The sequence below is a fragment of the Haloarcula sp. K1 genome (assembly GCF_001647155.1).
Taxonomy (GTDB): Archaea; Halobacteriota; Halobacteria; order Halobacteriales; family Haloarculaceae; genus Haloarcula; species Haloarcula hispanica.
Genome location: NZ_LRHL01000045.1, coordinates 52,052 through 67,577 on the forward strand (window position 1 = coordinate 52,052; position 15,526 = coordinate 67,577).

At 58.1% G+C, this 15,526-nt stretch carries 14 protein-coding genes and 1 pseudogene; 8 read left to right on the plus strand and 7 right to left on the minus strand.

Going from position 1 to position 15,526, the window contains the following annotated elements:
* Positions 1 to 178 precede the first annotated feature (178 nt).
* Positions 179 to 1,555: a glycine cleavage system protein T gene (locus tag AV929_RS18710; protein ID WP_014031189.1), complete on the minus strand. Its 1,377-nt coding sequence runs from the start codon at positions 1,553 to 1,555 to the stop codon at positions 179 to 181.
* A 236-nt stretch (positions 1,556 to 1,791) separates the two neighbouring features.
* Positions 1,792 to 2,289: a dihydrofolate reductase gene (locus tag AV929_RS18715; protein WP_050006942.1), complete on the minus strand. Its 498-nt coding sequence runs from the start codon at positions 2,287 to 2,289 to the stop codon at positions 1,792 to 1,794.
* Positions 2,290 to 2,623: 334 nt separating this feature from the next.
* On the opposite strand from AV929_RS18715, the gene AV929_RS18720 reads away from it, so the two are divergent.
* Entirely contained in the window at positions 2,624 to 2,899 is a 276-nt protein-coding gene (locus AV929_RS18720) for a hypothetical protein (protein WP_014031191.1), read from the plus strand.
* Positions 2,900 to 3,070: 171 nt separating this feature from the next.
* On the opposite strand, the gene AV929_RS18725 is transcribed toward AV929_RS18720, so the two are convergent.
* The gene (locus AV929_RS18725) at positions 3,071 to 3,724 is read right to left on the minus strand and encodes a helix-turn-helix domain-containing protein (RefSeq protein ID WP_064288988.1); all 654 of its coding nucleotides are present in this window, start codon (positions 3,722 to 3,724) and stop codon (positions 3,071 to 3,073) included.
* A 408-nt stretch (positions 3,725 to 4,132) separates the two neighbouring features.
* On the opposite strand from AV929_RS18725, the gene AV929_RS22505 reads away from it, so the two are divergent.
* Positions 4,133 to 4,300: a hypothetical protein gene (locus AV929_RS22505; protein WP_014031193.1), complete on the plus strand. Its 168-nt coding sequence runs from the start codon at positions 4,133 to 4,135 to the stop codon at positions 4,298 to 4,300.
* A 133-nt stretch (positions 4,301 to 4,433) separates the two neighbouring features.
* On the opposite strand, the gene AV929_RS18730 is transcribed toward AV929_RS22505, so the two are convergent.
* The 4 genes and pseudogenes from AV929_RS18730 to AV929_RS18745 form a co-directional block, all read right to left on the minus strand.
* A complete protein-coding gene (locus tag AV929_RS18730; RefSeq protein WP_064288989.1) occupies positions 4,434 to 5,534 on the minus strand; it encodes a carbon-nitrogen hydrolase family protein in 1,101 nt (366 codons plus the stop codon).
* A 103-nt stretch (positions 5,535 to 5,637) separates the two neighbouring features.
* Entirely contained in the window at positions 5,638 to 6,876 is a 1,239-nt protein-coding gene (locus tag AV929_RS18735) for an MFS transporter (protein ID WP_064288990.1), read from the minus strand.
* A gap of 630 nt (positions 6,877 to 7,506) precedes the next feature.
* Positions 7,507 to 7,746: pseudogene (locus tag AV929_RS21545) on the minus strand (aldehyde dehydrogenase family protein); the annotation flags it as partial.
* A 136-nt stretch (positions 7,747 to 7,882) separates the two neighbouring features.
* On the minus strand, positions 7,883 to 8,665 hold the full coding sequence (locus AV929_RS18745) for an IclR family transcriptional regulator (protein ID WP_064288991.1): 783 nt from the start codon (positions 8,663 to 8,665) through the stop codon (positions 7,883 to 7,885).
* Between the two features lie 529 nt (positions 8,666 to 9,194).
* Between AV929_RS18745 and AV929_RS18750 the strand changes: the two genes are divergently transcribed.
* The 6 genes from AV929_RS18750 to AV929_RS18775 are packed head-to-tail and all read left to right on the plus strand — an operon-like array spanning position 9,195 to position 15,490.
* Positions 9,195 to 10,292: an ABC transporter ATP-binding protein gene (locus AV929_RS18750; RefSeq protein WP_044952877.1), complete on the plus strand. Its 1,098-nt coding sequence runs from the start codon at positions 9,195 to 9,197 to the stop codon at positions 10,290 to 10,292.
* Position 10,293: 1 nt separating this feature from the next.
* Positions 10,294 to 11,094 carry a creatininase family protein gene (locus AV929_RS18755; protein WP_014031200.1) on the plus strand — a complete coding sequence of 267 codons (801 nt, stop codon included), beginning with the start codon at positions 10,294 to 10,296 and terminating at the stop codon, positions 11,092 to 11,094.
* A 55-nt stretch (positions 11,095 to 11,149) separates the two neighbouring features.
* Entirely contained in the window at positions 11,150 to 12,508 is a 1,359-nt protein-coding gene (locus tag AV929_RS18760) for a sugar ABC transporter substrate-binding protein (RefSeq protein WP_064289118.1), read from the plus strand.
* A 9-nt stretch (positions 12,509 to 12,517) separates the two neighbouring features.
* A complete protein-coding gene (locus tag AV929_RS18765) occupies positions 12,518 to 13,456 on the plus strand; it encodes a carbohydrate ABC transporter permease (RefSeq protein WP_050006943.1) in 939 nt (312 codons plus the stop codon).
* Positions 13,453 to 14,298 (plus strand): carbohydrate ABC transporter permease, encoded by an 846-nt coding sequence (locus tag AV929_RS18770; RefSeq protein ID WP_008312256.1) that lies wholly within the window; start codon positions 13,453 to 13,455, stop codon positions 14,296 to 14,298. The genes AV929_RS18765 and AV929_RS18770 overlap by 4 nt, the downstream gene beginning before the upstream one ends.
* Before the next feature lie 40 nt (positions 14,299 to 14,338).
* The gene (locus AV929_RS18775; RefSeq protein WP_064288992.1) at positions 14,339 to 15,490 is read left to right on the plus strand and encodes a hypothetical protein; all 1,152 of its coding nucleotides are present in this window, start codon (positions 14,339 to 14,341) and stop codon (positions 15,488 to 15,490) included.
* Positions 15,491 to 15,526 lie beyond the last annotated feature (36 nt).

Below are 15,526 nucleotides of genomic sequence, written 5' to 3' on the forward strand. Positions count from 1 at the left end.
GTCCAGCAAGAAACGTGAAGTGAGATTTTCCGGGTAGCATCTATACGGCCGCGGAACTGCAGGAGAGTGGGCGGAGGGCTACAACGGTATCAGTGAAAACCGGGCGCGGCAGTCGGGAGGTAAAATAGCGGCGGACGACAGGTGGGTGTGCGGACTGCTGGGACAGACGGAGTGGGGATTAGTCGTCGCTTTCGGCCTCTTTCCGGGCGTTGAGCTTCGCCTGCTCACGGGCGCTCGGGTTGACAGACTCCTTGAACGGCACTTTCGCGGCGGTCGCGAACACCGGCTCACCGGGCTCGTCGGCGTACTCGTCGGGGAGATGGACCTGGAACTCCAGATCAAGTTCCTCGTCGTAGATCTCGTCGTTGAGCGGCGTGTCGGTGACTTCCTGAATCTTCTCGGCCGGGACGAATCCCATCCCGATGTTGGTTTCGAGATCCGGGTTCCACCACGGCGAGGTGAGGTAGCCACACTCTTCGCCCGTGTCCGGGTCGGAGATGAGCCAGAAGTCGGGGGCGTAGTCACGGATCGGCTCGCCAGCGATCTTCAGGCCGATGAGCTTGTGCTCGAACGGGTAGTTGCCGTTCTCGATCTGGTCTTTCTGCTCTTCGAGGACCTCTTTGCCGATGTAGTCGGCCTCCTTGTCGTCGGGAACGTGGTAACCCAGGTTGACCTGGAACGGCGAGGTCTCGTGGTCGAGGTCCTGGCCCCAGGACATGATACCGGCGGCGATCCGGCGGTGGTGTCCCGGTGCGATCTGGCGACCGTCGTGGTCTTTGACGGACTCCATGACGGGGTCCCAGACCTGTTCGGCGTTTTCCATCGCGTCTTTGACGTAGACCTCGAAGCCTTTCTCACCCGAGAAGCCGGTCTGGCTGATCAACACATCACAGCCGTTGATTTCGGCGTCCATCAGGCCGTAGTACGGGACGTCTTTGACCTTGTCGCCGACGACGTCGACCATCACGTCGAGCGCCCTCGGGCCCTGGATCTGCATCGGAGCCACATCGATCTCATCGATTTCGACGTCGAAGTCGTTGTCGACGTTGACGCCCTGCAGCCACTGCATCAGCGTCGAGTCCGAGATGGAGAACCAGAACTCGTCTTCCTCGGGGCGCAGGAGAACGGGGTCGTTCAGGACGCCGCCGTCCTCGTTACAGAGGATGACGTACTTTCCGTCCATGGCGTCCATACCTGTCACGTCGCGGGTGACGACGTAGTTCGTCAGCGCCTCGGCGTCGGGCCCTTTGACCCGAATCTGGCGCTCTACGGCGACGTCCCAGAGGGTGACGGTGTTAGTCAGTGCGTCGTACTCCTTCATCACGCCGCCGTCCTCGGGCTCGATGAGACCGCGCGGGTGATAGAGGCGGTTGTAGACAGTTGCCCGCCAGGCACCCTCCTCGTTGAACGACTTGTGGAAGAACGGGGACTTTCGAACGCGCGTTGACACCAACATCTCGATGTTGGGGTCACCAGTCTGGCGGAGGTTACGGGGGACAGTCCGATCTGACTGGTCGACACTGGGATGGTTAGGATGTTCCTCGTTACCGGTCATGCCTATGAAAGAAGATGTGAAATACTAATAAAGGATATTGTTACTTGCTTCTGGGGTTTATATGCGGGAGGGACTTTGCGGGCAATTTCGACACTCAAAACCGTTGTTTAACAGCCCCAGAACATGAATATTCAACAGTATCTGGTATCTCGCTACTCGGCTGAAACTGGTAGCTGTAGTACGAAACGACCGGCACGGAACACGACCGAGCGGTTGGTGTGACTGTTCGGCAGATATCAGTCCGGGTCACTGCTGACTCGGGTGTATTTGACGATGTCGAAGTCGCTGTGTATCGTTCGTTCCGTCTCGGACCAGCGCGACCAGTCGACGGTCGGGAAGACCGTATCGCCGTCGAACGCTGCCGTTAGTTCGGTGAGGATTAGCTCGTCGGCCTTTGGGAGAAACTGCTCGTACACAGTAGCGCCGCCAATGACATACGTCGTAGATGCGCCGCTGTTGGCCGCTTCGGTCAACGCCGCCGTCGTCGAGGTGACAGCCGTGACACTGTCAGGAAGGTGACGCGGCGTCGTAGTCAGAACAATGTTCAATCGCTCCGGGAGTGGGCCGTCGAGATCACGGCGGATGCTCTCAAAGGTACGCCGGCCCATAATCACCGGATGACCGATAGTCGTCTGTTTGAAATGTATCAGATCCTCGGGATACTGCCACGGAATGTCGCCGCCGGCACCGATCACGCCGTTAGTCGCAACGGCGGCGATCAGCGAGAGTTTCATACGTACCTCTTTGTCGGGCTGCTGGTAATAAGTCTATCCCACCGACGAGCGAGGCCACCGCTCGAAACCGACGCATCAAATCCGCTGCCCGAGCTATAGTAACAATTGAAACGATGTACACACTGATCGCACTGCCGCCGTGCGATCAGGTGCGCATTGATTTTCAATGGCTACTATACGGACATTGTTTCAAGTGACAGCAAGTCGTATTCTGGAACTGGAATCCTGCCGTTTGGATCTGAACCAGTGGGATGTCGCCACACCAATGCTAGCCCGGACCTTGATAGCGTATCTCGCGCGCGACTTATGAGGTACCAGCCATATAAAACGCCGTATGGATACGATTCACCTGTCGCCCGGTCCCGCCGCTGCTCAGGCGTTTCGCCTGGGAATTATCGCGAGCGCGGTCGGTGGACTCGCCGGGATTGCAACACTGTACTGGCTAGACGTCCTGACACCGGTGTTTGCTGGATACGCACTTGTTCTCTTGTTCCCCGTGTATCTTGTCTTCGCCGCAACAGCGTTGAGCGTGTGGTTGGGATACAACAAAGACGCGAAAGCATTGCGACCGGTCTACCGTCAAAAGGATTCGAGCGGGCGATCCGAGTAAACACCACGGTTAGATAGGTTCAGGATCTGCCCCAATGACTCTCTTTTTGATAGTTTTGTGCACATACTCCAGAATACAGTTTCAAATGCGATTCGATGTCACGAGAGTTGGTTTAAATCGGTAAAACGATTGGAACGCCTTCCGAGCGCTCCCAGTGGCGGAACTGTGGACTCACTCCTTTCTGTCGATTATTGTTGCTGCAATGAGGTTCCGCATACCCCGCCGGAGACGGCCGCTCATCGCTGTCGAGGACAATCCGATTTCGTCTGCGACTTCGTTCAAGGAGATATCCCTGGGTTCTCCGAAATAACCGTTTTCGTATGCGGTTGTCAGCGCGGTCCGCTGTTCATCGGTCAATCCGTATGACGACTCACCGCCAGTGTCCGTGTTTCCGTAGATTTCGATGATATCGACCGAGATGTCATTCTCGTTGGCATATTCCCAGATCGTGTTGAGTGCCTCTCGGTCGGGGAGGAGGAGCCGGACGAGCCATCCGTTACCCTTCGTTTCGGTATGGACGAGAAATCCGTTGACATCCGTGACGACTGAGCTGATGAGTTTCGTTTCGGGGGTGTGTTCGATGTAGTATATGCCGGTCTGGTCGGTCCAGTCGACGAGTTCGTAGCTCTGGACTGTCGGATCGGCATCGAGCATCTCTTCGAGTCGGTCTCTGTCACGATACTCGATGAGGAACGGAAACACGGTGGAGCCTGGATCGGTATTCCCCTGTGTGATGACACGTATCGCTATGTCTTCGAGGTTCTGTAACGTTGGAACCAGAGCGAGGCGTTCGTGTTCAATGTGTATTTTCGTCGTTATTGACATTTTAGGTACGGAGATTACAATCGAAGCGTCAAAGACGAATACCAGTTCGACAACGGAGTGGCATCATCTGTGAACTGCTGTATGTACGCGGGGTCTCCACGTCAATGTTTACATGCACAGGTACACACACGAGGGCAAAAATAAAAAGCTGACTGCCGTCCCAAATGGCCCCGATCGTGTTAGCGAGACTGTGTTTTCACCAATGAGAACGAGTCTCCGGACGCAGTCTAAGCGACGAAGTAACGAGAAACAACTCAGAAGACATGTGTCATTGAACCATCCAATTCGGCGAGTAGCACACGTCTCCATCGGAATGTGTATTAACAATCGTTTATAATTGTGCGTAATAAATACCCGTAATTATCCTACAATGAGCTTAGAAGGCTGTACCCAGTATATTGTATTGATATGAGTGAACCACAAAACCAATCCACCGCGGATAGCGAGTTCTCAAACGACGATTTCTATCTACCGGCAGTCGCGCTACCGCCGAACTTCGGTCGTATCGAGGCGGCTGTTTCCGACCTCTTCGACTTCCACGGCGTCGTGCTGATTCCGGACAGTTACAATAAGTAACTCAGCCGCGTAGCATGTGTGGTTTATTTGAGGGTACCTATAGTAACAATTGAAACGATGTACACACTGATCGCACTGCCGCCGTGCAATCAGGTGTGCATTGATTTTCAATGGCTACTATAACTAATCGTGGTCAGTCGGTCAGTTTATCAGCGACCGCTTCGACAGCCTCGACAGGAACGTCGTACTCGTCGGCGACCGCTTGTGCCTGTGCTGCCGAGAGTGAACTGGTTCCGGCGACCGGATTTTTGCTTGGTTCTCGCGGCTGTGAGGGCGCCAACGTTTCGTCGTTGATAGACAGGCTCACTGCGTCCCAGCGGGTGTAGTGACCCATCGCATCGAAGTACGCCTTTGTCGCCCGCCGTTCGTCGTCCTGGAACTCGGCAGTCAGGAGCCCCTCCTCACCGACCAGCGGACCAGCCTTGACAATCCCCGCCGGGTTGATGAGCATACTCCCGCCCGCGGCGACGTTGAACCCGAGTTCGTCCTCAGAGAAACCGTCTGGAACAGCGTCGCTCATGTACGCCGAGCACGCAGCGACGAACGACTGGGTTTCGAAGGCGTACTCCCGCATGGCGGGATAGATATCACAGGTATCCACGGCCTCGCTCGTCTCCGCTCGAGTCTTGTCCCCTGGATGACCGTGTTGTTCCCAGAAGCCGGGCCAGACGGCGGCGTGTATCTCCTCGCCCATTGCGGTCAGCGCCGCTTTCGAGAGCGTCATGTGGTTCTCGTAGCAGATGAGACCGCCGAGCCAACCGACATCCGTCTCATACGTGGCCAGGCTGGATGAGTCGCCCCGGCCCCAGATGGCTCGCTCCTCGTGGGTCGGCATCAGTTTCCGGTGTCGACCCATCAGCTCCCCCGTACTGTCGAAGTAAAACAGCGAATTGTAGAGCGTCTCGCTTCCCTGCCGGTCACTGACTTCGTTCGTGCCCAGCACGAGTGTGAGGTCCGCCTCCGCGACTGCCTCACCGAGTACCTCGATAGCCTCGTCGTCGACGTGGAGACTGTTCTTCTGGAGGTCCACCATCAGGTCGGTCCATCTGGAGATAGAGACGCTACCTCGCCAGTATGGGTACCCCGGGAAGTACGTCTCCGGGAAGACCACGATGTCTGCACCGTCCCGTCCCGCCTGCTCGATATACCGGCATGTCTTGTCCAGCGTTCCCTCCTTGTCGTGGTAGACTGGCTCTACCTGCGCGGCCGCGAGTGTGAACGATTCGGCTGGCATTCGTTCGCAATATACAGACCATCATCAAATCAGTTTGTCCGAAGACGGTGCGAATCTGGGCTCAGCATTCCGTCGCCATAGTCTGAACTGCGTCCGTACTACCCTACTGGCGTTCCGGTTCTGGGGCCTGCCAGGCGACGATGATACCGGCGACAGCAACCGTGCCAGCCAATAAAAACGCCGGCTCAAATCCGACGCTGTTTACTACGGCTCCACCAGCGATCGGTGCAACAAATGCCCCTGCCAGGCCGATACTGGTCTGGAACGCGACCGCCGTCGCAGCGACGGGCGGATCAACGAGCTCTCGAACATACGTAAACGAGAGGCCAAGCGTCAGTTGGACCGCAAACCCGATCAGCAGGAGGACGGCAACAAGCAGTGGCAACGAGCGAAACTGCGTAAACCCGAGGAGAAGCGGCGCAGCAAGGCCGAAGGACGACAACACGACCGGTCGCCGTCTGCCGTTGAAGACCCGGTCCGAGATGAGCCCGCCGCTGATTCGAGAGACCACACCAACGGCGGGGAACACGGCAACGACGAGTCCGCTTACGGCCAGGGAGAAGTCCAGTCCTTGCGTGAGGTACGACGAGCCCCAGCTATTCACGAACAGGTACAGCGCGTAGCCGAGGAAGCCGAGGACACCGACGAGCCAGACGTTCCGGCTCCGGAGCACTGCCCCGAATTCCTGCAGGGACGGGGCATCGCCGCGGCTCCCGCCGTGCCCGCGGCTCGCCGGCCAGAAGACGGCCAAGCCCGCGAGGGCGGGGCCAATGAATGCCAGAAAGACAGCCGGCCAGCCGAACCGCTGGGCGATGAGCGGCCCCGTTCCCTGTCCGAGTGCGAAGCCGACCGGCCCACTGGCAGTGAAGATGCCGACTGCTGTCGCACGGTTGGAGCCGTCGACGGCCCGGCTCACCATGTCGATACCGGCGTTCCAGACGATGACATACGCAGCTCCTCCCAGTGCACGCGACGCGAGGATTGATTGGTACTGGCCACGCCGACCGGCTAGCCAGCCCCACGTCCCGGCGATGACTAACGTGCCCACCGCAAGTGCCATCGCGGTCCTCGAATCGGTCCGGTCCAGCACAGCCCCGACAGGGAGACTGACGACGACAGCGGTGCCGAACATGACCCCGACCAGGAGGCCGGCGGCTGTCGGCCCGACCTGTAGTGACTCCTGAATGAGTGGTGTCACGCTTGCAGGGACGATCTCGTAGGCAGCCAGTCCCAACGAGATGAGGCTTGCACCCGCTACAAGCCACCACGTCGAGTCGGCTGTTTGAACAGGTGTCTCTGCAGCGGTGTCCGAAATATCGGAATCAGTAGCCTGTGGTGTCATTCTGGCGGGGATGAGCGTTCGGTCATCGTACTGTCGTAGTCGGCACCGGAGCTATAGTAGCCATTGAAAATCAATGCACACCTGATCGCACGGCGGCAGTGCGATCAGTGTGTACATCGTTTCAATTGTTACTATAGAAGTGAGAAGCTCAGTCAGTTCGAGTGGCGAGCGTCTGGCGAGCAGTTCCCGAACAACACCGAAAAAACTGCTTGGTGAGGTGCGGTGGCGACTGAGAGTCACTGTTTCCGAATGAGATAACAGAGCGTATTGAAACCATGGGGCCTGAAGCGGATGATACAACAGAGTGGTTGCCGAGTGCGGCGTAGCACGAGCGTGGAACCCGTGGCACGACACCCAAACAGAAGCAGGAAAGCAATCGGATATATAGACACTCACCCATAGTATAGGTACAAGCATAGAGGTATGGTCTGGTATTTCCCAATTTTCGTTCTATCTTTTCGTTTATACTAACTACCAGTCTGAACTCAGTATTCGTTCGGAGCATATTCAGAAGAACTGTGCTGGATATGTTTATACTCGCAAGAGGTGATACGTAATTCAGTATTTGTATTGAGCCTCCAGGATTGGCTATCAAATCAGAACAGTGTGTTTCATCGGGCAAGTCAAGGCGGGGTCACCAAGCGTGAACGATTCAGCCCGGGTCATCAGTCGGTCGACGAACTCGTCGTGGATGTCTTCGTGGACGATGGCCCGCGACAATGCGTCACAGGTCTCACCGGTGCTGTAGTAGACGCCTGCCGTGGCCGCGTCGACTGCCGTTTCCACGTCCGCATCGGGAAAGACAACGAGCGGCGACTTCCCGCCCAGTTCGAGAGTAACGGGAGCGATGCGGGCGGCAGTGGTCTGTATATGTAGTCGAACCAGTCCCAGTTACCGACCCAGCCCTGCCAGTCGCTCCGGCAGACTCCGCAGGAATTGACCTGAGCGACGACGCCATCCGGGTCCGGCTCCGGGCGGTCGACGTCTTTCAACGTCGGCCACCCGTCTATCCGTCTATAGTACTGTATTCGTAGTACTGACTTCGAACTTCGATTTCGTTTTTCGTATATCGAAGTATCTCTAACAGATTTGCCATATACCTAGAGGTGAATCTATCTCTGGGCCCAGTGATACCGAGGGAGACCATGACCTCCTGTTCGTCGTTGAATATCGGCACGGCGACACCGCGAACGCCCCTGAGATGCTCCTCGTCGTCTATCGCGTAGCCCTGGTCACGGATTCGCTCGAGGGCCGCTTCGAGATCGGACCGGGATGACAGCGTGTTATCAGTCCCTTTCGGAAGTCCATGGTCGGCAACGATTTCGTTTCGTTTTTCGACCGGAAGATGCGCCAGAATAACTTTGCCCAGCGATGTCCAGTGCATCTCGGTGTGATTCCCGATAGGGATTTCGTCGCCCGCAGCCTTTCCGCCTGAACTCCTGTAGAGGATGACCCGCTGGCCGTTCTCTTCGATGCCGGCACCAGCAATCTCACCGGTCTCTCTGCTGAGTTCCTCAACTTTATTGCGAAGCAGTCGACCGATGTCTAGTCTCTGCCGAACGCTGCCCCCCAGCTCCAGAAAGCGGAAAGACCGGCGATACTGCCCGGATTCCTTGACGACGTAGTCACGCTGGACGAGTGTGTTGAGGTGAATAAACACAGTGCTTGTGGGTATATCCAGATGAGACGCGAGATCGGAAAGACCGACCGGTTCACGTTTTTCGAGCGCGGCGAGAATATCCAGCGTTGTCTCAACCGCACTGATCGTTTTGTTGTTTTGCGAGGCCATGGATGCGCTTTTTTTTGCAGAGTGAAATAGATTCCGCCGAGAGCCAAAATGTTTCCAATCACGTTGGAAAGTGGTACTATCCACCGATGTTGTCTATTCTAACATGAGTACGGATGTTATTTTCCTCGGCCTTGTCACTCGCGAAGAGTGACAACATACCACACGAGCATGTGGGACGTAAGATCCAGTCCCTAATTCAGCAGTTACAGTTACTCTAACGTCGCTTTGTGACATTCGTCTGTTCCACACGAGCGCAACAAGTGGCTTTCAATCTGGTTGAAAGGAATTGGAACCGCTCTGAGATCCCATTTTCCGCGAAGTAGTAGTTCTCTGCTCCGTCTTCTGTATCACGGAATGAGGTCGTACGTACGGGTGTGACGTTTGGGCCTCGGTTCAGAACCGCCGGCTACGCAGTCATACCGGGCGTTGCTCCGCAAGGCGCTGCCGGTTTCGATGTGATCGGTCTGCCTGACTGTGCCGGTACTACCAACATTTATTAATGATGATTGCGATGCTTCTTCTACTCGGTATGAGCGAAGTTACACTATCAAATGTCAGCAAGGTATACGACGACAACGTCCTTGCAGTTGAGGACCTCTCTCTGGCCGTCGAGGATGGAGAGTTTGTCGTCGTTGTCGGACCATCCGGGTGTGGCAAGTCGACCACACTTCGGATGATCGCCGGCCTCGAAACAGTCACCGACGGTGAGATTGCTATCGGCGGGGACGTAGTCAACGACGTTCGTCCACAGGACCGGAACATTGCGATGGTGTTCCAGAGCTACGCGCTGTACCCACACATGACCGTGCGCGATAACATGTCCTTCGGGCTTCGGCTGTCAGGCGAGTACGATGATCAGATCGAGCAACGGGTAACCGAGGCCGCCGAGCTACTGGAGATTTCGGATCTCATGGACGACCTACCGAAGCAACTCTCGGGTGGCCAGCAACAGCGCGTCGCGCTTGGGCGGGCTATCGTCCGCGACCCAGAGGTGTTTCTGATGGACGAGCCGCTGTCGAATCTCGATGCGAAGCTTCGGACCCAGATGCGTACGGAGATCCAGCGGATTCAGGAAGAGCTTGACGTGACGACGATTTACGTCACGCACGATCAGACGGAAGCGATGACGATGGCGGACCGGATCGTGATTCTCAATCAGGGTGAGCTCCAACAGGTTGCGCCGCCGGAGCGCTGCTACGACGAGCCCAACAACAAATTTGTCGCGGGGTTCATCGGGTCACCATCGATGAACTTCTTCGAGGTGAGCGTGACAAATAGCGGTGGACGTACGGCGGTCCACTCAGCAGGTGTGGAGTTTACGCTCAACGTCGATATTCCGGATGGGGAGTACACGCTAGGCGTCCGTCCGGAGGATTTCGTCGCCGAGGACGCCGGGTCGTACATCGATACGGTCGTGGACGTCGTAGAACCCATGGGTTCGGACAATTTCCTCTATCTGGAGACAGCAGACGGGTCGAAAGAAGTCGTAGCCCGAGTCGATAGCGAGTACCGCCCGGAACGGGGCGACGAAATCGCGTTAGGATTTCATACGGAAGATATGCATCTGTTCGGTCCCGACGGCGAGCGAGTGGAACTGAACCAGCTACAGCGGACAGAATCAGCGTAACATGTTGTACGATACTATCGGTCGGAAAGAGAGCGAGTGGGCTGGAATGACGGCGAGTCAGATCCGAGGTGTCGGCGAACAGCCGGGCTCTGTTCTCGTTATTCCCGTCGGAAGCGTCGAACAGCACGGGAACCACCTCCCGGTCGTCACCGACACACTCCTGGTCGAGGCGATGGTCGACACTGCTGTCGAGCGTCTGGACGACGTGCCTGTCGTCGTGACGCCGCCGATATGGAGCGGGTTCTCGCCACACCATCTGTCGTTCGGTGGGACCCTGTCGCTCGAATTCGCACACTTACGAGCAACGCTTGAGGATATCGCACACGCTGGCATCCAGAACGGATTCGACGCGGTGCTGTTCGTCAATGGCCACGGCGGGAACAGTTCGCTCATCGACGCCGTCGTGAGTACCGTGGGCGTCGACACCGATGCGGAAGTACTCGGAACGACGTACTTCCACCTGGCGTCGGATCGAATCGAGGAACTCCGAACGACGGAGACGGGGGGGATGGCCCACGGCGGCGAGTTCGAGACGTCCCTCATGCTTGCGCTCCGACCGGACCTCGTGGGCGACCCGGAGGTCCGCGACGGGGAACCGATGGACGAACACTACAGATGGGGTGGACAGGACCTGCTCGACGGGGGCAACGTCGCCGTTTATCGTTCCTTCGACGAGTATTCCACGTCCGGTGCCATCGGAACGCCGAAGCAGGCGACTGCCGAGACAGGCGAACGAATCCGCTCGGTCATCGGCGACGAACTCGCGGCCCTCATGACCGCGATTCACGAGAGCAATTCCTGACCAATGAGCCACAGAACACAAAGAATTATGTACATGGAAGTAGGTGACATTAATGATGCAGCCCGATAACAACGACAGGTCTGTCGAGGACAGTATCGACCGCCGACAGCTTCTCCAAGCACTCGGCGCAGGCGGTGCCATCGCCATCGCCGGGTGTAGCGGCGACGGTGGGAGCGGCAGTGACGGTGGTGACGGCGACAGTGGGAGCGGCGGTGACGGGGGCGACGGCAGTACGCAGAGCGTGCAGTTCCTCACGATGGGCGTTGGAGACAACATCAAGCAGTTCTTCGAGGAGAACAACGCGGCCTTCGAGGACGAACACGACGTCGACGTAGAGTTCACCAGCGTGACGTGGGATAACGCACGCCAGACCGTGAACAACCGTGTCGACGGCGGCGAGGCGCCCGACGTCAGTCGGTGGCCGGCGCGCTGGATCCCACAGCTCGTAGGCAAGGACGCGCTCGAACCGCTCGACGACATGATGGACGGGGAGTTCGGTGAGCAGTTCTACGACGGCGTGGCCGAAGGAACGATGTACAACGGCTCTCACTACGGCGTGCCGTGGGCCGCCTCGAACAAGTGCCTGTACTACAACAAAGACGTCTTCGAGACGGCTGGGCTCGACCCCGAAGACCCGTCGCTCGATTCGTGGCAGGATATGCTGGATGCCGCAACGCAGATCCGTGACAGTGATGCGAGCGTACCAGCGCTGGGACTTGCAGGGGCCGACGCAATCGAGACCGGGTCGCAGTACTACCACTACCACTGGTCACACGGCGCGGACCTCGTCGACGACGAGGGACTGCCGGTCGTGAACTCCAGCGGCGCTGTCGAGGCCCTCTCGTTGTACACCGACCTCCACCTCGAACACAACGTCACACAGTCGTCACCGCTCTCCTCGACTCGGCAGGACATCCGACAGCTGTTCGAGAACGGTGACCTCGGGATGGTTATCGGGCACGTCTACACGGGACTCAACATCACCACCGCAAAAGAAAACGGCGAGGTCGACTTCGACTACGGCATCGTACAGGTGCCGCGTGGCCCTGAGGGCCGGTACAGCCTGTTCACTATCGACACGCTCGCCGTCCTGAGTCAGAGCGAGCACAAGGACCTCGCCCGGGACCTGATCCGGTTCTACTTCGACGAGGAGCGGCGGTTCCAGTACTCGAAGCAGAAAGGGTTCCTCCCCGTCGTCGAAGCCGTCGGTGAGCGCTCGTACTTCTCGGATTCGGAGAACTGGGGGCCGTTCGTCGAGGCGGGACAGTACGCTCGTGCCCGGCCGAAGCTCAGCAACTTCAGCGAATTCAACGACCGGATGGTCCAGGCCATTCAGGAGGCACTGGCGGACCGGAAGTCACCGCAGAAAGCGCTCAACGATGCCCAGAGTGATCTCGAAGATGCCATGGAGTGACAGACAGGGATGAGTCTGGCAGAGGAATACACCGAGACGTCCGACGACTCACGTCTCGAACGAGGATTGGCGTACGTCCAGCGCAACAGCCGGGCGTACCTTCTCATCGCCCCCGCAGCGGTGTTCCTGCTGGCCGTCGTCGGGTACCCGATTATCGAGACGTTTCGGCTGTCACTGTACCAGTCACCCGCCGACTCGAACATCGAGACGTTCGTCGGGCTCCAGCACTACGTCGAGATATTCAACAGCGACATCTTCTACCGCCTGCTCTGGCAGACCGGTCGCTGGGTCGTCGTTGGCGTCGCGGGCAAGACACTGCTTGGACTGCTGATAGCCGTTCACCTCAAGGGAGACATCCGCGGTCGGAAGTTCTTCCGCACGGCGTTTCTCATTCCGTGGGGGATTCCATACGCTATCTCCGCTGTAGTGTTCCGGTGGATAGAGCACCCGCAGTTCGGCTATCTCAACGCGATCTTGCTGAAACTCGGCATCATCGAGCAGGGAATCGGTATCCTCGGAAACCCGAGTATCGCGTGGCTCGGCGTCGTCGTAGCCGATATCTGGATCGGAACACCGTTCATGGCGATTATCTTCCTCGCGGGCCTGCAGTCGATACCCCAGGAACTGTACGAGGCAGCCGCCATCGACGGTGCCGAGAAGTGGCATCAGTTCCGGTACATCACGCTCCCACAGCTGAAGAGCGTCGTCCTGATTGCCACGCTACTGTCGACGATATGGACGTTCGTCAGTTTCGACGTCATCTGGACGATGACCGGCGGCGGCCCGATCAGTTCGACGGCGACGCTCGTCATCCACATCTATCAGGTGGGGCTCCAGAACGGGAACCTCGGGCGCGGAGCCGCCTACAGCGTCATCGGGTTCCTGTTCCTGTTTGTCTTCGCTATCATCTACCTGCGCATCTACACGCGAGGGGGTGACGAGCTATGACGATGGCAGGCCACGACCGGAGCAATCTCCGCAAAGTCCGACTCTATGGCGTGCTGATCGGACTGCTCGGGCTCATGATGTTGCCGTTCTACGCGATGTTCTCAAGCACTCTCAAGCCAGAATCGGAGATATTCGCTGCGCCGGCAACGCTGGTTCCCAGCGACCCCAGCATCCAGGCGTATCTGCAGGTCTGGACACAGACCGACGTGTTGCTCTGGGTCGGGAACAGCTTCATCATCTCAGTTGGGACGGTCGTGTTGACGCTCCTGTTAGCGATACCGGCCGCGTACTCGTGTGCTCGGAACGACTTCGTGGGGAAACGGACCTTCCTCCTCTCCGTGCTGGTCGTCCAGATGTTCGCACCGGTCGTGTTGATCGTCGGCCTCTTCGACGTTATCACCCAGATGGGGCTGTTCAACACCTATCTCGCTGTGATCGTCCCGGCGGCGGCGTTCACGCTCCCGTTCAACGTCTGGATGCTGTACGGGTATTTCAAGACGATACCCGTCGCGCTCGAAGAATCTGCGCGTATCGACGGGGCGAGCCAACTGCAAATCCTCACGAAGATTGTACTCCCGCTCACGAAGCCAGCGCTGGTCGCCAGTGTCACCTACACCTTCCTCTACGCCTGGAACCGGCTGCTGTTCGTGCTCACCTTCCTCACTGACAGTGCGAAGTACAACATCCCGCGCGGGGTCTTCTCGATGGTCGGCGCGCTGCAGACCGACTGGCGGATGATGCTCACTGTGTCTGTTATCGGCATTATCCCACTCTTGATTTTGTTCGCCTTCTTGGAGGAGTATATCGTCGCAGGGATGACGGCTGGCGCGGTCAAAGAGTAGCTGCCTCTACTTTTATTATCGCCGCGATAGTTGGTCGCGTATGGAATTCGCGATGTGGGCGTACCCGTGGGACCTTCTGGACGAAGGGCCAGCGGAGGTGGAACGGCGACTGCGTGACATCGGCATCGACGAGCTGAACCTCGCGACGAACTATCACACTGTGCAGGCGTTCACGCCGCACAGTCCGGAGCGACGGACGCTGTTTGCCCGCGCGAGTTCGTATTTCGAGCCTGGTCCGGAGTACGGCGACCTCGAACCAGTTCCGTACGAGAAGATGGACAGCGACTGGGTCGCCGACATCGCCGCCGACCTGTCGGAGCTTTCACTCAATTCTTGGACAGTCGGCTGTCACAACTCCCGGCTCGGGATGGCCAACCCCGAATACACGCTGGAATCGGCACACGGTGACGACCTGATCTTCGGCCTGTGTCCCTCCCAGCCCGCGGTCCAGACGTATCTCTCGGCGCTGGTTTCGGATCTGGCGTCCCGCGATGAGTTCGCTCGGATCGAACTGGAAACGTTCGATTACTTCTACGGAACGGGCTTTGGATGGCATCATCAGAAGATCCACGCGCAGTTGGGCACACTCGGCGAATTCTTGCTTGGGCTGTGCTTCTGCCCGCACTGTCGCGAGAATGCGAAGGCCGCGGGCGTCGATGCTGAACGGGCACGCGAAACGGTAGCCGGCGCGCTGGACGATATCGTCGCCGGGGACGTGGCACACGACCGTTCGCCGGAAGGCTGGCTCGCGGAGCACGAAACCGTCGCCGCATACGTCGATGTCCGCGAACAGACGCTGTCGTCACTGTACGCCAGACTGGCTGACGCCGCTGGAACGACGCCGCTTGGCTACTACGTCGGCGCACCGGAACCCGGCCGCGAATGGGTCGTCGGGGCCGACCTGCAGGCACTCTCGAACCATGTCGATTACTACTGCCTTCCGGCTTACGAGTCGACGAGCGAAGCGGTCATAGAGGCGTACGACGCCGTCGAGACAGTTGTCGATGACGTGCCACTCCACGTCGGTCTCCTGCCGGGCCATCCAGCCATCCACGACGAGGCGACCGTTGTCGATATCGTACAGACCCTCAACTCGAAGGGAGTGCCGCGGCTCTCGTTCTATAATTACGGACTGCTCCCGGAGCAGTCACTGGAGTGGGTCGGAACCGCCGTCGACGCGGTGCGCGGATAGGGGCAAGCGGTACTTTGATATCGGTTCCCGAACGAC